At 71.0% G+C, this 21,255-nt stretch carries 24 protein-coding genes and 2 pseudogenes; 16 read left to right on the top strand and 10 right to left on the bottom strand.

Annotated elements, in window-relative coordinates; all coding sequences use genetic code 11:
- Positions 1–82 precede the first annotated feature (82 nt).
- The 3 genes from ACFYXV_RS28835 to ACFYXV_RS28825 all read right to left on the bottom strand — a co-directional run bounded on the left by ACFYXV_RS28835 (position 83) and on the right by ACFYXV_RS28825 (position 1,899).
- A complete protein-coding gene (locus ACFYXV_RS28835) occupies positions 83–286 on the bottom strand; it encodes a cold-shock protein (RefSeq protein WP_030873616.1) in 204 nt (67 codons plus the stop codon).
- Between the two features lie 715 nt (positions 287–1,001).
- Positions 1,002–1,148 carry a hypothetical protein gene (locus ACFYXV_RS28830; RefSeq protein ID WP_389384427.1) on the bottom strand — a complete coding sequence of 49 codons (147 nt, stop codon included), beginning with the start codon at positions 1,146–1,148 and terminating at the stop codon, positions 1,002–1,004.
- Between the two features lie 130 nt (positions 1,149–1,278).
- Positions 1,279–1,899: a hypothetical protein gene (locus ACFYXV_RS28825; RefSeq protein ID WP_383352018.1), complete on the bottom strand. Its 621-nt coding sequence runs from the start codon at positions 1,897–1,899 to the stop codon at positions 1,279–1,281.
- A 346-nt stretch (positions 1,900–2,245) separates the two neighbouring features.
- On the opposite strand from ACFYXV_RS28825, the gene ACFYXV_RS28820 reads away from it, so the two are divergent.
- Positions 2,246–3,697, top strand: a complete 1,452-nt coding sequence (locus ACFYXV_RS28820) for a S41 family peptidase (protein WP_389384426.1) — start codon at positions 2,246–2,248, stop codon at positions 3,695–3,697.
- An 18-nt stretch (positions 3,698–3,715) separates the two neighbouring features.
- On the opposite strand, the gene ACFYXV_RS28815 is transcribed toward ACFYXV_RS28820, so the two are convergent.
- On the bottom strand, positions 3,716–4,177 hold the full coding sequence (locus tag ACFYXV_RS28815) for an HIT family protein (RefSeq protein WP_389384425.1): 462 nt from the start codon (positions 4,175–4,177) through the stop codon (positions 3,716–3,718).
- Between the two features lie 81 nt (positions 4,178–4,258).
- On the opposite strand from ACFYXV_RS28815, the gene ACFYXV_RS28810 reads away from it, so the two are divergent.
- Both ACFYXV_RS28810 and ACFYXV_RS28805 read left to right on the top strand, forming a co-directional pair.
- Entirely contained in the window at positions 4,259–5,326 is a 1,068-nt protein-coding gene (locus ACFYXV_RS28810; protein ID WP_385461640.1) for a helix-turn-helix transcriptional regulator, read from the top strand.
- Positions 5,327–5,518: 192 nt separating this feature from the next.
- Positions 5,519–5,908 (top strand): hypothetical protein, encoded by a 390-nt coding sequence (locus ACFYXV_RS28805; protein ID WP_389384424.1) that lies wholly within the window; start codon positions 5,519–5,521, stop codon positions 5,906–5,908.
- Positions 5,909–6,027: 119 nt separating this feature from the next.
- On the opposite strand, the gene ACFYXV_RS28800 is transcribed toward ACFYXV_RS28805, so the two are convergent.
- On the bottom strand, positions 6,028–6,528 hold the full coding sequence (locus ACFYXV_RS28800) for a MarR family winged helix-turn-helix transcriptional regulator (RefSeq protein ID WP_389384423.1): 501 nt from the start codon (positions 6,526–6,528) through the stop codon (positions 6,028–6,030).
- Between the two features lie 69 nt (positions 6,529–6,597).
- Here ACFYXV_RS28800 and ACFYXV_RS28795 point away from each other — a divergent pair, with 69 nt between their 5' ends.
- The 5 genes from ACFYXV_RS28795 to ACFYXV_RS28775 all read left to right on the top strand — a co-directional run bounded on the left by ACFYXV_RS28795 (position 6,598) and on the right by ACFYXV_RS28775 (position 11,092).
- The gene (locus ACFYXV_RS28795; protein ID WP_389384422.1) at positions 6,598–7,320 is read left to right on the top strand and encodes a hypothetical protein; all 723 of its coding nucleotides are present in this window, start codon (positions 6,598–6,600) and stop codon (positions 7,318–7,320) included.
- Positions 7,321–7,325: 5 nt separating this feature from the next.
- On the top strand, positions 7,326–8,180 hold the full coding sequence (locus ACFYXV_RS28790; protein WP_389384421.1) for an SGNH/GDSL hydrolase family protein: 855 nt from the start codon (positions 7,326–7,328) through the stop codon (positions 8,178–8,180).
- Positions 8,181–8,202: 22 nt separating this feature from the next.
- Complete coding sequence (locus ACFYXV_RS28785; protein WP_385461625.1) at positions 8,203–8,730, top strand: hypothetical protein; 528 nt, start codon at positions 8,203–8,205, stop codon at positions 8,728–8,730.
- 537 nt (positions 8,731–9,267) lie between these two features.
- Positions 9,268–9,771: an N-acetyltransferase gene (locus tag ACFYXV_RS28780; protein WP_389384420.1), complete on the top strand. Its 504-nt coding sequence runs from the start codon at positions 9,268–9,270 to the stop codon at positions 9,769–9,771.
- A gap of 499 nt (positions 9,772–10,270) precedes the next feature.
- The gene (locus tag ACFYXV_RS28775) at positions 10,271–11,092 is read left to right on the top strand and encodes an SDR family oxidoreductase (RefSeq protein ID WP_389384419.1); all 822 of its coding nucleotides are present in this window, start codon (positions 10,271–10,273) and stop codon (positions 11,090–11,092) included.
- A gap of 1,217 nt (positions 11,093–12,309) precedes the next feature.
- On the opposite strand, the gene ACFYXV_RS28770 is transcribed toward ACFYXV_RS28775, so the two are convergent.
- From ACFYXV_RS28770 to ACFYXV_RS28760, 3 genes are read right to left on the bottom strand one after another with little or no spacing between them, the layout of a single operon-like run.
- Positions 12,310–12,987 (bottom strand): phosphatase PAP2 family protein, encoded by a 678-nt coding sequence (locus tag ACFYXV_RS28770; RefSeq protein ID WP_389384418.1) that lies wholly within the window; start codon positions 12,985–12,987, stop codon positions 12,310–12,312.
- Entirely contained in the window at positions 12,984–13,592 is a 609-nt protein-coding gene (locus tag ACFYXV_RS28765) for a phosphatase PAP2 family protein (RefSeq protein ID WP_389384417.1), read from the bottom strand. Before ACFYXV_RS28765 ends, ACFYXV_RS28770 begins: the two co-directional genes overlap by 4 nt.
- On the bottom strand, positions 13,589–14,272 hold the full coding sequence (locus ACFYXV_RS28760; RefSeq protein WP_389384416.1) for a DedA family protein: 684 nt from the start codon (positions 14,270–14,272) through the stop codon (positions 13,589–13,591). Before ACFYXV_RS28760 ends, ACFYXV_RS28765 begins: the two co-directional genes overlap by 4 nt.
- Positions 14,273–14,394: 122 nt before the next feature.
- On the opposite strand from ACFYXV_RS28760, the gene ACFYXV_RS28755 reads away from it, so the two are divergent.
- The 3 genes and pseudogenes from ACFYXV_RS28755 to ACFYXV_RS28745 form a co-directional block, all read left to right on the top strand.
- The gene (locus ACFYXV_RS28755) at positions 14,395–14,772 is read left to right on the top strand and encodes a BlaI/MecI/CopY family transcriptional regulator (protein ID WP_385461604.1); all 378 of its coding nucleotides are present in this window, start codon (positions 14,395–14,397) and stop codon (positions 14,770–14,772) included.
- Positions 14,769–15,710, top strand: a complete 942-nt coding sequence (locus ACFYXV_RS28750) for a M56 family metallopeptidase (protein ID WP_389384415.1) — start codon at positions 14,769–14,771, stop codon at positions 15,708–15,710. The genes ACFYXV_RS28755 and ACFYXV_RS28750 overlap by 4 nt, the downstream gene beginning before the upstream one ends.
- 85 nt (positions 15,711–15,795) lie before the next feature.
- Positions 15,796–16,835 (top strand): annotated as a pseudogene (locus tag ACFYXV_RS28745) (MATE family efflux transporter); the annotation flags it as partial.
- Positions 16,836–17,110: 275 nt separating this feature from the next.
- On the opposite strand, the gene ACFYXV_RS28740 reads toward ACFYXV_RS28745, so the two are convergent.
- Positions 17,111–17,542, bottom strand: a complete 432-nt coding sequence (locus ACFYXV_RS28740) for an OsmC family peroxiredoxin (protein WP_389384414.1) — start codon at positions 17,540–17,542, stop codon at positions 17,111–17,113.
- 172 nt (positions 17,543–17,714) lie between these two features.
- The gene (locus ACFYXV_RS28735; protein ID WP_389384413.1) at positions 17,715–18,020 is read right to left on the bottom strand and encodes an ester cyclase; all 306 of its coding nucleotides are present in this window, start codon (positions 18,018–18,020) and stop codon (positions 17,715–17,717) included.
- A 606-nt stretch (positions 18,021–18,626) separates the two neighbouring features.
- Between ACFYXV_RS28735 and ACFYXV_RS28730 the strand changes: the two genes are divergently transcribed.
- The 5 genes and pseudogenes from ACFYXV_RS28730 (at position 18,627) to ACFYXV_RS28710 (ending at position 21,254) form a co-directional block, all read left to right on the top strand.
- Positions 18,627–19,241 (top strand): chorismate mutase, encoded by a 615-nt coding sequence (locus ACFYXV_RS28730; RefSeq protein ID WP_389384412.1) that lies wholly within the window; start codon positions 18,627–18,629, stop codon positions 19,239–19,241.
- A 41-nt stretch (positions 19,242–19,282) separates the two neighbouring features.
- On the top strand, positions 19,283–19,906 hold the full coding sequence (locus ACFYXV_RS28725) for an isochorismatase family protein (RefSeq protein ID WP_389384411.1): 624 nt from the start codon (positions 19,283–19,285) through the stop codon (positions 19,904–19,906).
- Between the two features lie 244 nt (positions 19,907–20,150).
- Positions 20,151–20,522, top strand: a complete 372-nt coding sequence (locus ACFYXV_RS28720) for a lanthionine synthetase LanC family protein (protein WP_389384410.1) — start codon at positions 20,151–20,153, stop codon at positions 20,520–20,522.
- A pseudogene (locus ACFYXV_RS28715) lies at positions 20,519–21,097 on the top strand (lanthionine synthetase C family protein); the annotation flags it as partial. The gene ACFYXV_RS28720 and the pseudogene ACFYXV_RS28715, both read left to right, overlap by 4 nt.
- A 34-nt stretch (positions 21,098–21,131) precedes the next feature.
- Positions 21,132–21,254, top strand: a complete 123-nt coding sequence (locus ACFYXV_RS28710; RefSeq protein WP_389384523.1) for a hypothetical protein — start codon at positions 21,132–21,134, stop codon at positions 21,252–21,254.
- Position 21,255 lies beyond the last annotated feature (1 nt).

Raw genomic sequence — 21,255 nt, 5'->3', positions numbered from 1 at the left:
GTGGACACACCGCGGGAAATGCAGGCAGCTGGGGCCCGCACCCCGAGGGATGCGGGCCCCAGCTGCAGAACGCGTGCTTGCGTCAGGCGGGAACGATGTTCTCGGCCGTCGGGCCCTTCTGGCCCTGCGCGATGTCGAAGGTGACCTTCTGACCCTCGTTCAGCTCACGGAAGCCCTGGGCGGCGATGTTCGAGTAGTGGGCGAACACGTCAGCGCCGCCACCTTCCTGCTCGATGAAGCCGAAGCCCTTTTCCGCGTTGAACCACTTCACGGTACCAGCAGCCATGTCATATCTCCTTTGGGGCAATGCACCGACGTCTGCAACGTGCGGACGTCGTGTTGCCGCGATGATGCCCCACCGGAAATGACCGGAAAATGCAAAACACGTCCTGCGGACCGAAGTCCGACTGGAGGCGCTTGAAGTTATTGGGTACCAAAACTGCAACCGAGATCGACAGTAGCACGCTGAGACGGTCTGTGTGCGTTGAATATTTCCGGCCGCCGCATGGCGGCAGAAACCCTCCTCGCGGGATCCGTTAAATTCTTAGGTCGCGGTGACAGATATTGATTCACCCCGGGCGCAGCGTTTATAGGTGATCGCCGTCGGCTGCAGGGTGCGGCCGCGAGGCCGTCGCCCAATTGGCCGGTTGCGGACGTTGGACGGTGCCAATGTGGCGGACCGCTGGAGCGGTCCTCGCGGTGGTGAGGTCCTGTACGACGACGAACACGACGTCGCTGCCGTGGAGGCGGCCCGGGAGTCCGGAGCGGGGGCGGCGAGATCGAGGTGGAGGGGCAGGCCGTGGGACCGGGCCATCCTCGCGTCCTACAAGCGCGGTGAGTCCGCCCCGCGCGCCCGGGGGTCAACCAGCACCTGTCGGCCATCCGATGGCGGTGGTGAGCGCGAACCAGTTGAACCTACGTCCGGCGCGTCGCCGTCGATGCCGATGCTCTTGACATCGGTCAGGTTGCGCCCCGTCCGGGGTCACCGTTGGCTCCTGTGCTCACCGCCGCGCTTTCATGTGCTCCTTGACCGTGACGCCGAGGGCCACGGTGATGACGATCGCGACTCCGAACAGGAGGAGCCCGCCGAGCAGGCAGGCGAGCAGGCGAGCCGCCGCCCAGGCCGATTCCGCGTAGGTGAACGTCACGGGGTTCCTCCGGAGCGAGGGTGTGTCGTGCTCCGGAGGAGTCTGCCCGAAGGAGGGTCGTATCCGGCGGGTCGTTACCGAACCGGCCCCGGTACGAGAGCCTCCGCCGACATCGCCGCCCTGATCGCGCTCAGTACAGCTTGTTCACTGCAGTCCGCAGGGTGCTCTTCCACGCGGCCACGGGCGGCTCGCCCCAGTAGCTCTGCCACAGGACCAGCGTCACCGTGTCGCCGTCGCGGCCCACGCCCCACAGGTAGTTGAAGTGGGGGCGCTCGGGGTTGTTGGAGTTGAAGGTGTACATCCCCTGGAGGGTGGCACCTTCCTCGACGGCGACCACGCCGTGGTCATAGTAGGTCGCGGTGACACCCGGCTGCTGCGGGGCGTTCGCGCAGTCGACGTAGTCCTGCCGGGCCTTGGCCGCGAACGCGATGGCTTCGGCCTCCGTGGCGAACACCGCCACCTTCTGCTGGGCGAACGCGGTCTCCGCCGTGGTGAAGTCCCGGTTCCAGACGTTCACCGTGGGCGGCTCCGCCGGCCAGCCCGCCGGGCAGACGTAGTCGTGGCCCCAACCCCGTGCCACCGGGTTGGCGCGCCACGACTCGGTCTTCGGCAGGTCTGAGATGTACAGGCTTCCCGGCCTCGGCCGCCACTGGTCGGCGGCGGAGGCGGCCGGTCCCGATGCCACCCCGACCGCCAGCACCGCGGCCCCCACCAGGACGCCGCCCGCGCGCAGCCGTGTACGTACCCCCATGACTTCCCCTTCCCCCTGTGCGTCTCGATCACGATGCCCCGCCCTGGTCGGGACGGGACTCCGTTCCAGGGTGGGGTGCTCCCGCCCCGCGCGGCCGGGCCTTCGATCACGACGACCGAAATCCGCCGCCACTGACCGAAAAAACAGCAAACGCCACCAAAGGGGACCCAGGCCCTCCGGGCAGCGCGAGCCTGCCGTTCGATCTCGTCAAGCGCCGTTCCGGGTACCGCGGGTAGCGGGGGCTCGCCCCACCCCCGATCGGCCGGACAGCCGGATGGCCCGGTGGATCCCGTGTCGGCGACGGTGGGGCGGTACCCGTCAAGTCGCCTACAGAGAAGGCAAGATCGTGCGCATCGTCACGGCCACCGCCGTCGCCCTGGTCCTCGTCGGCGCAGCTGCGCCGGCCGCCACCGCCCACCAGCCGGTCACCGACGGAATCTGGCGCACCGACGGCTACGGCACCGTGCTGTCCATCCGGAACGGAACCCTCCAGGAGTACCAGACCACCGCCGTGAGCTGCATCGCGGGCGACACCGCGCAGCGGACCGGCCCCGACGCCTACACCACGCCCGGAGGCACCGTCCTCACCGTGCGCACCCGCGGGGACCGCGACCGCGCCTCCGTACGGCTGGACGGCGACGTCGGCGTACGGAACCTGCACCGGATGACGGAACTACCCGGCGCCTGTACGCGTTCCGGCCCCGGGGGTTCGCTCGCCTCCTTCGACGTCTTCTGGCAGTCCTTCGAGGAGAACTACCCCTTCTTCGCCGCCAAGGGCATCGACTGGCATGCCGTACGCGACCGGTACCGGCCGACGGTCCACGAAGGGACGACCCCGGACGAACTCTTCGCCGTCTTCAGCAAGATGGTGGAGTCGCTCCACGACGCCCACGTCGCCGTCTGGGACGTCGACGGCGACGGCGACGGCGACGGCGAGCCCGACCGGGCCTTCGCGCAGGGCCGCCCCGGCACCGTCCAGCCCGACGGGAAGCTCGACGCCAAGGTCAAGGAGTTCGTCGTGGAGCGCGACCTCAAGGACGCCCGGAACCTCCAGGACTTCGCCGCCGGGCGGATCACCCACGCCGACCTCCCCGGCGGGCAGGGCTACCTTCGGATCTCCGGATTCGGCGGCTACGCGGGCGGCAAGGCCTCCTACGCCGACGAGCTGGCCGAGCTCGACAAGGCGCTGGACACGGTCCTCGGCCAGGAGCGCACCCGGCACCTGAAGGGCCTGGTCATCGACCTGCGGATCAACGGCGGGGGCTCCGACGCCATGGGGCTCCACATCGCCGGGCGGCTGACCGACACCCCCTACCTCGCCTACTCCAAGCGGGCCCGCAACGATCCCGCGGACCCCACCCGGCACACGCGCCCCCAGGCCTTGTACGTCACGCCCGCCCAGGGGCCCCGCTACACCGGGCCGGTCGCCGTGCTGACCGGCGGCTCGACCGTCAGCGCGGGCGAGACCTTCGCCCAGGCCCTCATGGACCGGCCCGGCCGGACCGTGCGGATCGGGCAGCCCACGCAGGGCGTCTTCTCGGACGTCATGGTGCGCAAGCTCCCCAACGGCATGTCGGTCTGGCTGCCGAACGAGGAGCTGCTGACCCGGTCGGGCCGGACCTTCGACGGCGCGGGCATCCCGCCCCACCTCACCGAGCCGGTCTTCACCAAGGAGGAGTTCGACCGGAACAGGGACTCGGCCTTCGACCGGGCCGTGCAGGTCCTGCGGGACGGGGCTCTGCCCTCAGGAGCGGCAAACCCCCAGATCAGGGGCCAGGCCCGCGGGCCTGGCCGGTGACGATGGCGGCCCCACGGTTCACATGCGGGGCCCCTGGAGGTGCGCTCGGATGGACTGGGCCGCTTGGTCTGCCCGGTCAGCCGACACATGCTCCTGCTCGGGCCGCCCCAGCAGCTCGAAAACGCGCGGCCCGCGATGCTCTGGTCGCAGATCCGCCATCCGCGGAACGATGTGGAAGTGCACGTGGGCGAAGCCTTCGGCTTCGGCGAACTGGACGACGTAGGTCTTGGCGCAGCCGGTCACGCTCCGCAGAGCCCGGGAGAGCCTGACCTGCCACATCCCCAGGGCGGCCGCCTCGGCATCGGTGAGGTCGTGAACCGCGGCAACGTGGCGCCGGGGCAACAGCACCAGCCAGCCGGGCACTGCGGTGTTGAAGGCGTGGGCCACCCGCCAGTGCTGGTCGTGTGCCACGCACTCGCGCGGTGGAAGTTCGTCGATCCTTGCTTCCTTGCTGCATGCGTAGCACTCGGGAGTCGTCATGAACGGGATCGTAGAACCATGTGCCGAGCCTGCTCCGCGCACCCGTGCGCGGAGCAGGCTCGGCCGGGATAATGGGAGCTTGTGGCGCTCACGTTCTTCGATCCTGGGCGGCTGGCGCGTGATCTGTACGCCGCCGCCGGCCAGGACGCGGGCCTCGGCGGGCGGGGGGAGGGGATCTCCCGCGTACTCGCCCCGCTGGTGCCCCACGACGGGCTCAGCCTGGTGGCCACCGATCCGGCGACGGGGCTCGGCCTCGGGAGCTTCAGTTTCTGGCACGAATACGCCGCCTCGCTCGCCACCGACCTCGTCATGCACCGCTACCGGGGCGGCGACCCGTACCGGCCCGCCGCCCTGTCCGGTCTGCCCACCCCGGCCACCGTCGTGGGGCCCCCGGGCGACGGTCCCTCGGACTCGCGGGTGCGCGAGATCCTCACGGCGAACGGGGCGGGCTCCGAGCTGCGGCTCCTCCTGCAGGACCGGCACGGGGTGTGGGGTGCGCTCGGGCTGCTGCGCTGTGCCGGGGCCTGCCCGTTCGGCCCGGACGACCTGCAGCGGGCGGCCAGGATCGGACCGCCGCTCGTGGCCGCCCTGCGCCGTTACGTGACCGGGGGTCCGCTCCTCCCCGTGGCCCCCGCGCTTCCCGCCGGGGTGGTGACCGTGGGCCCCGACCACTCGATCAGCGCGGTCAGCCCCCAGGCACGGGACTGGCTGGACCGCCTGTCCTCGCCGGGCGGACACGTCTTCCCCGAGTGGGTCCCCGACGCGTTCCTCGTCGCGCTCTCCCTCGCCGCACGCTCCCGCGCACACGATGCGGGTGCCTGGATGCCGCTGGTGTGCGCCCCTCCCGTCGTCTGCGGGCGGTGGATGACCCTTCAGGGGCAGCCGCTCGACGCGGACGCCACCGGCGATGTCGCCCTGGTTGTCCAGGGGGCGGCCGGAGACCTCGTGATGCCGTCGTTCTGCGCCTGGTACGGGATCACCCCCCGCGAGCGCGCCACCCTGTGCGAACTGCGCGCCGGCGCAGCCGTCAAGCAGATCGCCCGGCGCCTCGACCTGTCTCCGTACACGGTCAACGACCATCTCAAGGCCCTGTTCCGCAAGACGGGCGCCGACGGCCGCGACGAACTCATCGCCGCGCTGACCCGCTGACCGGCCGGTCGGCCGACCGGCTGACCGACTGACCGGCCGACCGGCTGACCGGCTGACCGACTGACCGGCCGACCGGCTGACCGGCTGACCCTTCGACCGGATCCGTCCATCCCCCATTTCAGGGGGTCGCGGCGGCACCGTGCCGGTCCACCATGGAAAGGGAAAACGCAGGTCCATCGAAGGGAGACGGACATGACGCACACCAATCTCCGTGAGCCCGCGACCGGGAGCACGGCCGGCGGCAGCAACGGGAACACCGCGTCCGACAGGGCCATCCCGCCCAGCGGGGGCGGCAGTCAGGGCGAGGCGCGGGCGGATTTCCAGCAAATCGGTTACTACTACACCCTTCGCGGCCACGGTGTCTTCGAACGGTTGCTGGAGGCGCCCGGCGTGGCGGCTTACACCAACGTGTGCGCCGGCGTCGCGGAGGTGTACCCGCCCACCGACAAGCCGTTCATGGGAGGCGCGGTCATGACGGTGCACAACGTGGTGCCGCTCGACGGGGAGCAGGTACGGATCCGCGTGGACTCGGGCTGGCCGCAGGACATCACCGTCAGGGTCAGCCTCCAGTACTTCGCCTGATCCCGACCGCCCCCTCCGGGGGCGAACCGAATGAGCCGTCACCGCGCGGGCGAGCGCGACCTGCTCGCCCGCGCGGTGACGAGGGCCGCCCGGCACCAGCCTCCCCTTGCGGCCGGACTTCAGCCGCGGTTTCGGTAGCCGGGGTGGACTCCGGGAGTGAGCTCCTGTTCGGCGGCGACGCGCTCTAGGAGGCCGCGGAGCTGCGTGCGCTGCTCCGGGTCGAGGGCTGCGAGCAGGGCGTCCTCGTGGGCCGCGGCCGCGCGGGAGACCGCGCCGAGGGCGCGTTTCCCCTCCGCCGTGAGGTGGAGTTCGTAGTTGCGGCGGTCCTCGGCGCTGCGCCGCCGTTCGACGAGGTCCTTGCCCTCCAGGGCGTCGATGAGCGCGACGACACGGCTCGGTACGACGCCCAGGTCCTCGGCGAGGGCCCGCTGGCTGCGCCCGGGCTGCCCGGCGACCATGCGCAGCAGTCCGACGTCGGCGGGGGTCAGTCCCAGGTGGCCGATGCGTTCGGCGAAGCGCCCGGCGGCGTGCGCGCCGATCTGGGCGAGGAGGAACGCGGCTCCGCGCGGCCCGGCGGCCGGGGCGGAGTCGGTCGTATGCGGTTGCCGGGAGCTGTTCACAGGCCTATCGTAAGCCACGCGAAATGATTCTCCTCGGTGAACAATTATCATTAGAGAACGGATTCTGCCGTGACTGCCAACGCCGCCCACGCTTCCGCCACCGACCCGGAGGCACGCAGCCGCCGCGACCCGCAGGCCGGGCCGCCGCCCGGCATCCTGGCCGTGGTCTTCACCGCCCTCTTCCTCGCGGGGCTCGTGCTCAGCACCCTGCTCGCGGGAGGGGACGCCTTCCCCTCGCCCTTCGGCTCCACCGACACGGTGACCGCCTACTTCCGCGACCACACCGGTGCGGTCCGCGTCTCCGGGGCCCTGCAATTCGCGGCCTCGGTGCCGCTCGCGATCTACGCCGCGACCGTCTCTGCACGGCTGCACAAGCTCGGCGTACGAGCCCCCGGTGCCACCATCGCCCTCGCCGGGGGCGTCCTCGCCTCGGCCTTCCTCGCCTGCTCCGGGCTGGTCACGTGGGTGCTGTCCCGGCCCGAGGTGGCCGAACACCCCGAACCCGTACGGGCGCTGCAGTACCTGGCCTTCGGGCTCGGCGGGCCCGCCCACGTCGTCCTGCTGGGGCTGCTGGTCGCCGGGATCGCCGTACCGGGGCTCCTCGCCGGCCTGCTTCCCCGCGCCCTCGCCGTGGCGGGCCTGGCCATCGCCGCGATCGCCGAACTGTCCACGCTGGTCCTGCTGGCCGACGGCGCAGCCCTGCTGTTGCCGGTCGCCCGGTTCGCCGGCCTGCTGTGGCTGATCGCGGCCGGGTTCCTGCTGCCGCGCCGCCGCGTCCGTACGGAGGGCTGACCGCCATGACGGACTCCACCACCACCGCCCCCGCCCAGGACCCGGCGGAGCGCACGCTCCGCTTCCACCAGCCCGAGAGGGTCCTGCGCCACCTCGGCCCCGCCCCCGACGAGGCCGCGCTCGCCGCCCTGTTCGGGCTCGACCGGGCCGGCTACCGGATGCGCCTGGACCGGTTCGAGGAGCGCAACCGGGCGGCCGCCGCCGCGCTCGCGGCCGAGCCGGGGACGGCCGCACGCCTGGCCGGGCTGCCGTTCCGGCCCGGCGAACACGTCGTGGCCGTCGGGGAGAGCACCACCGCCGACCGGCTCTCCTGGTTCGAGATCCTGCGGCACCTGCTCCCGGAGGGCGTCCGCTGCACCAACCTGGCCGTGTCCGGCAGTACGACGACCCAGGCCCTGGCGAACGTCCCCCTGCTCGCGTTCCAGCGGCCCGACTGGGTGCTGTGCATGCTGGGGGCGAACGACGTCCAACGGCTGGACGGGGTCCCCCTGGTCGCCGCCGCCGAAACCCGCCGCGCCCTGCGGGCCCTGCGCGACCTGACGGTCCGCCGGGCCGGTGCCCGGTGGATCTGGCTCACCCCGACCGGCGTCGATCCGCTGCGGGTCGAGCAGTACGTGCACTTCAGGCGGGCGGGACTCGGATGGGCGGGGGCGGACCTCGACGCCGTCGCGGAACTCCTGCTCGCGGAGCCCGAGGTCACCATCGACACCCGGGCCGCCGCACGCGGCCACGTGGAGGAGGACGGCGTCCACCTCACCCCGGCCGGTCAGCAGCGCGTCGCCGCGGCCGTGCTCGACGCGCTCGGCCCGGGGCTGGTCCGGCCGGAGGACCTCCCCGGCCCGGCAGGGCCACGGCCGTGACCGGGCGCCCTACCGTGGCCGCATGGATCCCACGGCCGCCGTGCCCGCCCTCGACGGGGAGGACCCGGACCACGTCCGACTGTCCGCGGCACGGCTGAAGGAACGCCTGTACGCCACCATCACCATGATCGCGGTCGTGGTGGGGTGGGCGTACTCCGCGCACGCGCAGCCGGGAGACGTCGCCCTGTCGGTCGCCGTGACGGCGCTCGGCCTGTGGCTGGCCTCCCTCGTCGCCGACGGCCAGGCCCACCGCGTCGTGCACCGGCGGGGCATCGGCGGACGGGAGTTGCTGGAGATGCTGTACGTCGCCAGCCCGCTCCTGCTCTCGGCCGCCGGGCCCCTGTTCCTGATCCTGCTCGCGGGGCTCGGGGTCATGTCGCTGCACACCGCGCTGCTCACCGCGGCCTGGGTGAACGTGGCCTCGTTGTTCACCTGGGGCTGGTTCGGCGGGGTACGGATGGGCGGCGGGCTGCTCGTGTCCCTGCTGGGCGGGGTGATCGACGCGGCCATCGGTACGGCGGTGGCCCTGGTCAAGGCCGCCGGGCACTGACCGTGTCTCAGTCGACTCGAAGGGGGCGACGACCGGGGCATACCGCTGCTCCTGCCCTGTGAGCTCTGGAAGCCGAGCGGCCATCTCCTCATCCCACCCCTGCTTCTTCAGCCAGGGTGTGCAGGCCTTCCCGCGTCTTCGGCGGTGATCGTCGGCTTCTGCGGCCATCGCATCAGCGTTCCCCTTGTGCCTGCGAGAACGTCATCGCGCCAGGTTCAGGGAGCGGCGCCCGTGCCGCGCCGTGGCCGCCGAAGCTCTCGAAGAACGCGACCGGGCCGCGGCTTGAGTCGCCGACGCCCCGGCACGGTCCAGCGCTGGACCGTGCGTTGCGCCGTCACCTCTGGACGCGGCGACGGGGGCTGCGGTGGTCCGTAAGCCGATTTGGAAGCCGTTGCCATACCGATCACGGAATCTGTCGATCGAACGGGCGTCCCGATCGGGTGATCGCGGGCACTGCCCGGCATGAGAGCAGGGCCTGGGGGTGCACGGGGAAATTCGAGGGGATCGAACGGCCGCGCGCTGCTACGGTCGGGCGCTATGAGCTGGCTCCCCGATAACTTCGTCCATCCCGTCCTGGTACCGCTGCCGAACAGTGGTCATCACCTGCGGCCGATCCGGGAGGCGGACACCCCGCTCGACTATCCCGCTGTGATGGGTTCGCGCGAGCGGCTGTGGACCATCTTCGGCCCAGCCTGGGGCTGGCCCGCGGCCACCATGACCTACGAGGCCGACCAGGCCGACCTGTTGCGGCACGAGAAGGAGATCGCCGCACACCTGTCTTTCAACTACGCGCTGTTCGACGCGGCGGAGACAGCTCTGCTCGGCTGCGTTTACATCGACCCACCGGAGAGGGCCGGCGCGGACGGCGAGATCTCCTGGTGGGTGGTGGACGAGCTGGTGAACAGCAAGGTCGAGCAGGCCCTCGACGAGCTGGTGCCGCGGTGGATCGCCGCCGACTGGCCGTTTGAGCAGCCGCGCTTCCTCGGCCGAGAGATCTCCTGGTCAGACTGGCTCGCCCTGCCCGAACACCCCGACGCGTAAGTAGCTTTTGTCGTAATGCTCTGGGGGCTTGGTGCTCGAACGGCCGTATCGATTGGGTGGCCGTCGGGTGCTCGGCGCATGCGGGACGGGCCTCCTGAAGTGGACGGCGCGGCCATCGGCACACAAGACTGCGACACTAGGGCCTCCTGATGTTCGGTGATTCGACACCAGCGAGCGAGCAAGGCGCGGGTGTCAGCCCAGCTCCACCGGCTGGTCCTCCACGAGCACCGTGATCGCCGTGCCCCGGACTGCTCCCCTTGTGCGATCGGCTCGTTGAACGTGTGGGGTCTCGAAGAGCGGCTGCATCGTGGGCGTATGAGGTCATCCTGTGGCGGCGGCGCTCTTGGTTCGTCCGCACGGATGCGGCCAGTGCTCGCGGCCGGGGCCTCCAGAGTCTGGTCCGCTGCCCCTTGAACTGCCCCGACGGGCACGATGAGAGGAAGCCCCAGCCCCTACCGTCGCCGAGGGAGACCAACGAAAGCACATACAAGGTGGAACGATGAGTACCAAAACCGTCCTGATCACCGGCACCTCCTCCGGAATCGGCCTGGCCACCGCCATCGCCGCCGCACGCAGTGGCTGGCACGTCATCGCCACCATGCGCGACACGACGCGGGCCGACGCACTCCTCGCGACGGCGCGGGCGGCCGGGGTGAGCGTCGAGGTCCGTTCACTGGACGTGACCGACCCTGTCTCGGTCGCGGCCTGCATCGACGGCCTCACGGACCTGCACGCGCTGGTCAACAACGCCGGCACCGGGCACGTAGGGACGCTGGAGCAAGAAAGCATCGAGGACGTACGCGCCGTCATGGAGGTGAACTTCTTCGGCGTCCTCCACGTGACGAAGGCGGCCCTGCCCCTGCTGCGCGCAAGCAAGGGGCGCCTGGTGACCGTGACCAGCATTGGAGGCGTGGTCGGTCAGCCCTTCAGCGAGGCCTACTGCGCGGCCAAGTTCGCCGTGGAAGGCTTCATGGAATCGCTCGCCCCCGTCGCCTCCACGACCGGAGTGTCCGTCAGCGTGGTGGAACCTGGAGCGGTGGCCAGCGAGTTCAGCGGCAACGTCGGCGGTCGGGACACCCTGGTAAACGGGGCCGGCCCGTACGCGCCCGCTTTGGCCGCGTACCAGGATCGCGCGCCCAAGGCGTTCCCCACCGCGCAAACACCCCAGGACGCGGCGGAAAGGATCGTCGCACTGCTGGAGAGCGACGAGCCCGCGTTCCGTGTGCAGACCTCGGATGCCGCGCACGAGTTCACGGCGGTGAAGCTCGCGGACGGCGATGGATCCTCCGTGCAGGCAATGACCGGCGCCTGGGTCGCCTGAACCGCCGGCACTCATTCCGCCCCGCTGCCTGCGTGCGCGCGCTGCTGTTGACCGAGCCGCAGCCGACACGGGGATGGAGCACTGCCCGGGCCGCTCCGGCCGCAGGGAGGCGACGCTGGTGGTGCGTTGGTCGGTGAATCCGGGCGGTAGGTGGCAGTTACAGTCCTCCCCCGCGACGGTGACGGGCAGGCTCCAGCCCGGTGCTGACATGGGCGCCACCAGCCGCCGGTGGCCGGCCGGGCCGTGACCTTCGGCGAAGGTGGGATCGATGATCCAGCGCTCACCGCCGCCGCGTTCGCGGCAGTTGAGCCGGCCGGTCACCGACAGCGGAACACCCAGGGAACGGACCAGGCCGGCCCTGCGCAGCAGACCGCTGGTCAGCCGGCCCGATGCCGAGGCACCCCGGCGGCCCGGCCGCCGGTAGGGGCGGCTTGGCCGCATGCAGGCGGTCAGGCCGCCCCTGGTGGCACCTCGTCACTCCCCACGTGCTCATCACCTGGTCCTGGTCTCGACCGCCCGCCGCCATTCATCGGGGTCCAGGCCCAGCAGCACGACGGAGGCAGGCAGTCGTGCCCTACAGCCGCGACAAGGCCGCTCTCGCCGCGTGCAGGGCCAGCTACCTCGTCCCCTATGTGCGGACGTTCGACGACGGCTCGTTTGGTGTCCGGCATTTCCTGTGGGACACCGCCGCCGCTGAGTGGACGGCTTCCCGCCGGTGCTGCTGGTGGCCTTGACCTTCTGGCAGATGCCGTCGCCCTTCATGCCGGGCTCACAGGCGAACTCGTACTCGCCCGCCTTGATCTCGGCGGTGATGGTCGCCTTGGTACCCGGGCCGATGCTCTCGCGCTCGGCGACGATGCGGTCGCCCGGGAAAAGCACGTACAGCTCCGTGACCTTGGAACCCTTGTTCTCCCACCTGGATGGTCGCCTTGCCCGCGGGGAAATCGCTCTCGGAGACTTCGCAGGCGCTGTCGGACGCGGTCACCCGAAGGACGCCGGCCGAGCCGCCATCGCTCTTCTGGGCACACCCCGTGGCGGTGGCGGCGACCATCGCGAGACCGGCGGCCGCGAGAAGCGCCGAGCGGGCGGATGAGGACACGGGTACTCCCAGGCATGTCGGGGACCCGTTCATCTACGGCGCTGTAGACGATGCCGGGCGATACGTCTGCCACCCGGGCGCGGCCGGGACTCCGCCTCACGTCGCCACGCACCACCCCTCACTCGACCCCCGCCGGAGGCTCTTGATCTCGCCCAACCCTGGCCTCCACGGCCAACGCCGCGGTGAGCCAGGTGAGGGCGTAGAGCCAGCCGCCAAGGACATCGGTGGGCCAGTGCACGCCGAGGTAGACGCGCGTCAGACCGACCGTGACGGCCCAGCAGGCGAACAGGACCCACCAGAGCCGGGCAGCGGCCGGCGAGGCGGCGCGCCATACGGCCCAGGCCAGGAGACCGGCGACGAGCGCCGAGGTCGAGGTGTGGCCGGAGGGGAAGGAGAACCCGGACGCGTGCGTCACCCGGTCGGCGACGGGCGGACGCGGCCGGGCCACGCTGTTCAGGACCGCATAGCGCATGCCCTGGGCGAGCAGCAGGAATCCGAGCGCACCCGCAGCCACGAGCAGTCGCCCCCTGGTGCCCCGGCCCCATCCGGCGATGAGTCCGGCGGTCACGGCGCACAGGTACGGAACGGGCCCGGTCCCGGTCGCGGTGACGCCGCGCGCGAGGGCGACCGCGACGGCGGGGCGGTTCCGTACCGACCAGCGGTGCACGTTTTCGTCGATGCCGTACGGGCTGCCGTGGCGGGCGGCGACGAGTGCGGTCAGTGCGGCGAACAGGGTCGCGCACAGCGCTGCGGCCAGGCCCCACCGGATGGCGCGCGATGTGGCCGGGGCGCTCACCGGGGGGCGACCACGGGACGCAGCCGCGTACTGCGCAGCCGCAGTACGAGGGGGGTCGCGTGACGGGCGGCGCGGGTCAGCAGCCAGGCGAGGACTGCTCCGACGGCCAGGCCGAGTACGACGTCATGGGGGTAGTGGGCACCCACCCAGACCCGGGAGAAGGCCATCAGCAGCGCGGCCGGCACCGCGATCGCCGCGAGCCGGCGGTCGGTGGCCCAGAGGGCCGCGGCGGCCGCGGCGGCGATGGCGGCGTGGTTGCTGGGGAACGACCAGTCACCCAGCGGTGGGCAGGCCTCCAGCGTGATCGTGTGCAGGGTCTGGCAGGGTCGCTGCTCCCGGAAGACCGATTTGATGCCGGTGTCGGCGAGGAAGGCGATGACCACGACCAGGGGCGCGGCCAGTGCCATGGCGATCCTCGCCGGATCCGCGGCCGCCCGGGCGCGCCACCAGCCGGCCACCATCAGGAAGGCGAAGAGGGCGAGGCCGTACGTGGACCACGCGGTGACCAGGCCGTCGAGCCAGCCGGGGGCCTGCTGGGCGAGGCCGGTGATCCGGGTGTACAGGTTTCCGTCGACGGCGGGGCCGTCCAGGGCGAGCAGGCTCAATGCGAGCTTCCGTTCGAAGTGCGGCTGCCCCGCCGGCGGATGACTTCCACGGCGAGCGGGGCGAGGGAGACGAGTACGACGAGGGCGACGATCGGCAGGAGGTAGCGGTCGACGTTGGGCACGGAAGAGCCGAGCGCGTAGCCGGCCAGCACCAGTCCCACCGTCCAGACGAGCCCTCCGATCACCTGCCAGAGCGTGAATACGCGGGCTTGGACGTTCAGGGCTCCGGCCATCGGGTTCAGTACGGTGCGCACGATCGGCACGAAGCGGGCCAGGACGATGGCCTTGGCGTGTCCGTAGCGGTCGAGGAGTTCCTCGGCCTTCGCGGCGCCCTCGTGGAGTTTGCGGTTGCGGCTGCGGGCCAGCAGGGAGCGTCCGCCGCGCCGCCCGAGGAGGTAGCCGGTCTGGGCCCCGAGCAGGGCGCCGGCCACGGCCGCGCACAGCACCTGCGGGAGCGAGAGGTGGACCGGCCCGTGATTGCCCGGCACGCAGAGCAGACCGGCGGTGAAGAGGAGCGAGTCGCCAGGCAGGAAGAAGCCGACGAGGAGACCCGTCTCCGCGAACAGCACGACCGCGACACCGAGGGCTCCGAAGGCCGACAGGAGGGAACCGGCATCCAGCAGATTGACGGCCTGCGGACTGAGCACCTGCGACGCCGCAGCGAGATCGGGCCAGGTCATGACAGACAGCTCCCCTAGGGTGAGAGGTGCAGGGTCCGGGACGACGCCCTGCCGACCGGCGACTACAATTCCGTAGACGGTCTACAGCACTGTAGACGATTGATGTGTGGAGGAACGCACTCATGGGCGACAGGAACGCGGAGCGACGCCCTGCCGGCGAGCTCGAAGCCGGTGTGCTGGCGGCGCTCTGGGCCGCGGACGGCCCGCTCTCCCCCGGGCAGGTCCAGGAGATACTGGGCGGATCGCTCGCCCGCACGACCGTGACGACGATCCTGTCCCGCCTGCACGAGAAGGGCAGCGTGACCCGCCAGCGATCCGGCCGCGGATTCGCCTACACCCCCACGGAGGACGCCTCCGGGCTCACCGCCAGGCGCATGCACGCCGAACTCGCGAAAGACGAAGACCGTGAGGCCGTATTGAGCCGCTTTGTCTCACAGCTGAGCACCGAGGACGAGCGCCTGCTCCGCGCCCTGCTCGACGGGGAAGGAGACGTGACGTGATCCACGCCGCCTGGATCCCCCTCCTCGTTCCGTTCCTGGTCGCACCGGCGGGCAGGTGGCTGGCCTCGAACCTGCCGCCCCGCCAGGCCATGTGGCTGCTGACGGCGACCGCGGCCGGTCTCGCCGCCGCGAGCACCTGCGCGCTGGCCCTGCTGATCATCCCCGGCGCCACCCACCTCCACGTCGTCGCCGCGCTGGGCCACCTGCTCACTCCGCTGAGCAGCGGATCACCCGACGCCGTCATCGCGACCGCTGTCGCCGCCGGGGCCCTGCTCGCCTGGTGCACGGCCCGGCTGGTGCGCGGTGTACGTCGGCGCTGGACCCAGCTCCGCCACGCCGGGAGGCTCGCCGCCGAGGCGGACGGCGAACTCGTCGTCCTGCCGGACGAGTACCCCGATGCCTATGCACTCCCCGGAAGCCCCGGCCGCATCGTCGTCACGGCCGGCATGCTCCGCGCACTGTCGGCGCCCGAGCGCGAGGTCCTGATCGCCCACGAGCGCGCCCACCTGCGAGAGCGCCACCACCTCTTCACCGCCGTGGGCGACCTGGCCGGACTGTGCCACCCCGCTTTGCGGACCCTGCGTGAGCCGTTGGCCTACGCGCTGGAACGCAGCGCCGACGAATCCGCCGCCCGCGCCGTGGGCAGCCGGCGCCTGACCGCCCGGGCCATCGGCCGCGCCGCTCTCGCCACCCGCGCCTCCTCCGCGGCCGGCCGTACGCGTCCCGGCTCGGCCCTCTCGGTGACCACCGGACCCGTCCCCCGCCGCGTCGCCGCCCTCCTCGGTCAGGGCACCGAGTGCGGCAGGACCCGGCAGCTCTCGCGGCGCGCCGCGGTCCTGGTGTTGGCGGCCTGCCTGGCCCTCTCCGCCGGCGCGTCCCTCCAGGCAGCCGATGACCTGCACGACGGCATCGAAGTCGCCCAAGGCGAAGCCCCTTGACGCTCGGCACCGGCGAAAGGGCTCAGGCGAGACGCGAATCCGATCTGATCTGATCCGACAGGCTCGATTGCCGGCCCTCACCCGCCTCGTCACCTCCGTCGGCAACCAGATAGCCGCCGCGGCCGCCCGCGCCGAGAAGCACACCGGCAACGACCAGGATCAGAGCGCCACAGGCACAGCGGTCTCCGGAGAAGGGTCGTCTTCAGCACACGAGGAAGTACGGGCGATCGTCCGGGCCAGCCTCGCCGGCGCCGTGGGCGCCGTCCTCATGGTCCTCATCGGCCAGGCCCTCTCCTGGCTCGGCCAAGACGCGGCCGTCGTCGACCTCACCCGGACCATGCTCTACGCACTCGCCCCCGGCCTGCTCCCCTGCCTCTGGTTCCAGGCCATCCGCCAATTCACCGTAGGCATGCGACGGCCCCAAGCCCTCCTGCAGATCACGATCGCCTCCGTAGCGGTCAACGCGGGCCTGAACTGGATCCTCGTCCACGGCACCTTCGGCTTGCCCCAGCTCGGCCTGACCGGCATCGGAACCGCCACCTCCAGCGTCTACCTCCTGACCTTCCTCGCGCTCTACGCCTCCGCGAAGAAGGACCAAGAGCTCGCACCGCTGCTCTCCCTGGACATCACCAAGGCCGACCCCGTCGTGGTCAAGCGCCTGATCGGCCTGGGCATCCCGATCGCGGCGACGTACGGCTCCGAGGCCGGCTTCTTCTCCCTCACCGCGCTGATGGCCGGCTCCTTCGGCCCCGACGCGCTCGCCGCCCACACCGCCGTCAACCAACTCGTCTACATCGTCTTCCAAGTGGCCGTCGGCCTCTCCCACGCCGCCTCGATCAACGTCAGCCGCGAGCTGGCCCTCGGCCACCACGACGACGCCCGCCGCATCAAGAACACCGCCCTCGCCTGCGCCGCGGCCGTCATGACCGTCGTCGGCGTCCTCTACGTCACGATCCCCGACCTGGTCCTGGCTGGCTGCTCGCGTACGCGCTCGGACTCGACACCCTCGGCATCTGGCTCGGCCTCCTCACCGGCCTCGCCACCACGGCGGTCCTCCTCCTGCGCCGCTACACCCGCTCCCTGGGACAACGCGAAGCCGCCACAACCCTGCCCACGTCCGCCTGACACCCCGCACATCACAGCAGAGCCCACGCCGGGACCGCGAACGCGGGCCGGAATGCCCGGCCATCACGCCGGATACGACTACGGGCCCCGTACCGAAGGGGATGCCGACGGCCGGGTCGGGAGCGCGCGCTCCCGGCCCCGGGCCGCGTTCGCCGGTGACAGCGAGGAGACGGCCTGCTGTTCCCGCCCCGGAGGGAGATCGTCCCGCGCGGCCCCGACGGGATCGAAGTGACCGCCGCCCGGCGTGACCGTCAGGAGGAGGAATGGGTCATCCCTCAGCTGTCGGCGAGCCGCGCCTCAAGGGTGATCTCGGGAACGCCCGCCAGCGCCCGGCTCACGGGGCAGCCCGCCTTCGCTTCCGCGGCGTACCTCGCGAAGTCCTCCTGGTCCAGGCCGGCGACCCGGCCCTCCGTCACGAGCTCGATCTTCGTGATCGTCGGGATCCCGTCGACCGGACGCAGCGTCACGGCCGCTTCCGTCGTGATCGATGCCGGCGGGAAGCCCGCCGTGGCCAGCGTGTTGGCCAGGGCCATCGAGAAGCACGTGGCGTGGGCCGCGCCTACGAGCTGTTCGGGGTTGGAGCCGGGCCCGCCCTCGAACCGGGACTTGTACGTCACACCCCCCGAGATGCTGTCGCCGGCGGTGAACTGTCCGGTACCGCTCGGAACGTCACCGTTCCATGTCGCGTGGGCCTTCGAAATTGGCATGATCAATCCCTTTGCAGGCGCGTCGGCCGAGAGCTACGGCAACCCACCGTATGCCGTATCTCCCAGACTGCGACGTTTGTACACGGCCCTCCCTCACCCGAACAGGTGAGGTGGACGCGGCGCGAGCCGATCGGCCGGGCAAGGCCATCCGGCCTGGGCATCGGCGGTGGTGTCAGCGCTTCAACTGATCGAGCGCGGTCATCCAGTTCTCAATGTGATAGCGACTCGCGAGCTTGCCGTCGCGGACGGTGAAGACGTCGATGCCCATCGACTCCGCCGCAGGGGTTCCCGTCGCCCGCCCGCGCACGATCACCTTGCCGTCGACCACCAGCATGTCGACGACCTCCCACGCGTGGTCGGGGATCGCTGCGCCCATCGACTCGAAGACGGCAGGGAGCTGTTCGCGCGCAAGGAACTCCCCCTTCGCGTGGTAGCACTTGCAGTCCTCGACGCACGCCCGGGCGAGCAGGGCGGGCACGTCCTTCTCGGCGGGCCGGTTCAGGGAGTCGTAGAACGGAGCGGTGGTCCGCCCTCGCTTCGTCGACGGTGAGAGGGCCGTTGATGGTGGTCACGTGGTCAGCTCCTTGGGTGTCGGGTCCGGTCACCCCCCGGCAACCGGCTCAGGTCAGCTCGCCGGCGCAGGTGATGCCTGATGGCCCGTCAAGTGCCGGACGGGCAGCTGTCCAGGTCCTTGAGTCTTCGCAGTGATCGTGTGGACGTCCCTCACCTGAACATGTGAGACCTGGGGCCCCGGCCCAGGCGGTGAAGGTCACCGGTGGAGACGAAGCCGGGCGATAACGCCCGCTGCCGCGACGGCGAGGATGACGGCGCCGTACCCAAGAACGGTGGCCGACAGGCCGACCGTGCCGACCAGGAGGGCGGTGGCGATGAATCGGATCGCCTCGGCAGGGCCAGGGCACCGGTCGGACCTGACGGGCCCGGCGACATCGGCTCGCGGTCGATGTCGCGTCTGCAGCAGGAAGGGCGCCGGCCTCTTGCCCCGTCCGCTCTCCTTCTCGGGTCCACCCGTGAGTCGTCCGGTTGGGGACTGCGCCATCGCCGACGAGAACGGATAGTGGTTCTCGTGAGAACCATCCGAATCCAGGCTGCTGCCCTGGCCCTGACCAGTGCTGGAGCAGCCGCTCTCGTGGCCTGCGGCCCCTCTCAGACCACGGGCACCGCCCCTGCTCAGCCGAACAGCACGACGGCCGAGCAGGCGCTGGGAACGATCGCGCGGCTCGCCGCTGAGCGCGTGATGACCGCGGACACGGTAGCGGCAGCCAAATGGGGAACCACCCAGCCCATCGACGACCCGGCCCGCGAAAAGACCGTCCTGGACGATGCGGCTGCCCAGGCTGCGAAGCTCGGGATCGACCAGGCCACCGTCCAGCAGATCTTCAAGGACCAGATCGCCGCGAACAAGGACGTCCAACGCGCGCTGTACGCACAGTGGCGGGAACACCCCGCAGAGCAGCCGACCCACCGCCCCGACCTCGCCACCCAGGTTCGCCCGATCCTGGACCGCGTCGACAGTCAACTGCTCACTGCCATCCAGAAGGCCCAGCCCCTGCTGCCCCGCCCCGACTGCGCTGCGCTGCTGGAGCGGGGGAAGGCGACGACGGTCCAGGCCATGGGGCTGGACGCCGTCCACCGCAGCGGCCTTGACCAAGCACTCGCCCACACCTGCCCGACCCGATGACAGCCCGTGCCATCGGCGGTGGCCACGCCAGCGAGGCATTCATGCCCGTCTTTGCCATCGAGTCCGAGGACTACGACGTCACGCGTTTGCGCGGTCATTGCGGCGGCCCGTCGTGGGGCATCGAGCCCGCGCAGGCGGCACTGCTCGTCCACGACCTGCAACCGCGCTATCTCGACACGCTCTCCGCACGGTCCCGCCGCCTCCTCCTGACACGGGTGGAGCGCGTCATGGACTGGGCGGAGGGCAACCGGGTCCCCATCCTGGCCAGCGGCCCACGGCCGGCCTCCGACCTGACCCAGCGCGGACTCCTCGGCACCTGCTGGGGGATCGGACTGTCCCCCGCACAGGCCGCGCAGGTCGCCGTACCCAGGCTCGACGCGGCTGGCATCACCCGCATCACCAAACGCAGCTACAGCGCCTTCTACGCCAGCGACCTCGCAACGGAACTGCACCGCCGACGCCGGAACCAACTGATCATCATCGGGGTCTACGCCAGCCACGGGATCCTGGCCACGAGCCTGGACGCCGTCGCCCGCGACATCCAGACCTTCATCCCGTTCGACGCCACCGCCGACTACACGGCCTACCGCCACGCCGCAGCCCTTGACCTGATCGCCACCATGAGCGGACGGGTCCTTGCCGTCGAAGACCTGCCCACTCCATAGCCCGCAGGTCTGTAAGGCTTTCGGCTCTGTCTCAGACTCGGTGGTAACGCTGAGTGGTGGAGGTCGTTGTTGTCGGCGTGATGGACGTCAACGAGCTTGTGCAGATGGCGTTTTCAGGTATGTCTCCGCTGGTCATTGAGAACCCGGTCGATGAGGACAGGCGGGTCGTGGTGAGGGCGCGGACTCCGCAGGAGCCCGCGCACCGTCCGCCGGACCTACCTTGCACCTCGTCAGCTTGCGGAGCATGCAACGGGGCGCCCCGCCGCAAAACCGCTCTCCTACGTCTGCATCGCCATGTCTGTCGATCATCCGGCACATCTCCGACGAGACGGGCTTCCCGGCGTGGGCTCCGCTGACCCTGGACCGAGGGCTGGCCGGCATCGCGGTGATGTTCCACAGCAGTGCCTCCGAGGACCCGGCCCGACTTCACCACGCGCACCGGCACCTCACCGAGATGGTCCAGGAGTGCAAGGGCCGCAAGCAGACCATGGGCGGGCTGTACTTCGGGGTGGGCGCTCTGGCATTCGCCACCTCGGTCGCTCACGGGGCCACCGGTGGGTACCGGGGGCCCTCGACTCGCTCGACGAGAAGGTCCGCACCGAGGTCGGCGTCATGATGGGCCTGTCAACACCGGGCGCGCCCGCGCACTACATGGGCGAGTACGACGTCATCAGCGGTCTGACCGGACTCGGACGCTACCTGTCGGCCCGTGGAGACGACTCCTTGCCGGTGCTCCGGCAGGTACTCACCCACCTCGTGGGCCTGACGCGGCCGGTGTCGCACGCCGGTCAGTCCGTCCCGGGGCTGTGGGTCGAGGGGCCTCCGGTGCTCGACGCGGGGCCCTTGCCCCGGTACGAGCACGGGCACCTGAACCTGGGGATGGCCCATGGCATCGTCGGCCCGCTCGCCCTTCTCTCCACGGCTTGGGCCGCCGGTGTCAGGGTTCCGGGACAGGAGGAGGCCATCGAGGAGATCGCCTCGCTCCTGGTGCGCTGGCGGGCGGAGGACGAGCAGGGGTACTACTGGCCGATCGCGGTCGCACTCGACGACTGGGCCTCCGGGGCGCTGCTGAACCCGAAGCGCCAGCGGCAGGGATGGTGCTACGGCACTCCAGGAGTTACACGGGCCCTCCAGCTCGCGGGCCTCGTCCTCGATCGGCCGGAGTGGTGCGACCTCGCGCGCGAGTCCCTCCTCTCCCTCCTGCGGATTCCCTGCGAGGAGTGGGGTGGACGGGGTCGCCGACTACCCGGGACTGCTGACCGGGGCGGCCGGCATCGCGCTGGCCCTGGAGAGCTACGCGCATCCCATGGCCGACCGCTCCTGGCAGGCGGGTCTTCTCCTCGCCTGAC

The sequence above is a fragment of the Streptomyces sp. NPDC002181 genome (assembly GCF_042890485.1).
In the GTDB taxonomy this organism is placed as follows: domain Bacteria; phylum Actinomycetota; class Actinomycetes; order Streptomycetales; family Streptomycetaceae; genus Streptomyces.
This window is presented reverse-complemented; position numbering and strand designations above follow the sequence as displayed.

Coding starts and splice junctions, on each gene's coding strand:
- ACFYXV_RS28760 (WP_389384416.1), bottom strand. CDS start 14,272: ATGACCTGGCCCGATCTCGCTGCGGCGTCGCAGGTGCTCAGTCCGCAG.
- ACFYXV_RS28725 (WP_389384411.1), top strand. CDS start 19,283: ATGCCCGTCTTTGCCATCGAGTCCGAGGACTACGACGTCACGCGTTTG.
- ACFYXV_RS28815 (WP_389384425.1), bottom strand. CDS start 4,177: ATGACGACTCCCGAGTGCTACGCATGCAGCAAGGAAGCAAGGATCGAC.
- ACFYXV_RS28720 (WP_389384410.1), top strand. CDS start 20,151: ATGCAACGGGGCGCCCCGCCGCAAAACCGCTCTCCTACGTCTGCATCG.
- ACFYXV_RS28825 (WP_383352018.1), bottom strand. CDS start 1,899: ATGGGGGTACGTACACGGCTGCGCGCGGGCGGCGTCCTGGTGGGGGCC.
- ACFYXV_RS28740 (WP_389384414.1), bottom strand. CDS start 17,542: ATGCCAATTTCGAAGGCCCACGCGACATGGAACGGTGACGTTCCGAGC.
- ACFYXV_RS28755 (WP_385461604.1), top strand. CDS start 14,395: ATGGGCGACAGGAACGCGGAGCGACGCCCTGCCGGCGAGCTCGAAGCC.
- ACFYXV_RS28835 (WP_030873616.1), bottom strand. CDS start 286: ATGGCTGCTGGTACCGTGAAGTGGTTCAACGCGGAAAAGGGCTTCGGC.
- ACFYXV_RS28790 (WP_389384421.1), top strand. CDS start 7,326: ATGACGGACTCCACCACCACCGCCCCCGCCCAGGACCCGGCGGAGCGC.
- ACFYXV_RS28775 (WP_389384419.1), top strand. CDS start 10,271: ATGAGTACCAAAACCGTCCTGATCACCGGCACCTCCTCCGGAATCGGC.
- ACFYXV_RS28805 (WP_389384424.1), top strand. CDS start 5,519: ATGACGCACACCAATCTCCGTGAGCCCGCGACCGGGAGCACGGCCGGC.
- ACFYXV_RS28780 (WP_389384420.1), top strand. CDS start 9,268: ATGAGCTGGCTCCCCGATAACTTCGTCCATCCCGTCCTGGTACCGCTG.
- ACFYXV_RS28785 (WP_385461625.1), top strand. CDS start 8,203: ATGGATCCCACGGCCGCCGTGCCCGCCCTCGACGGGGAGGACCCGGAC.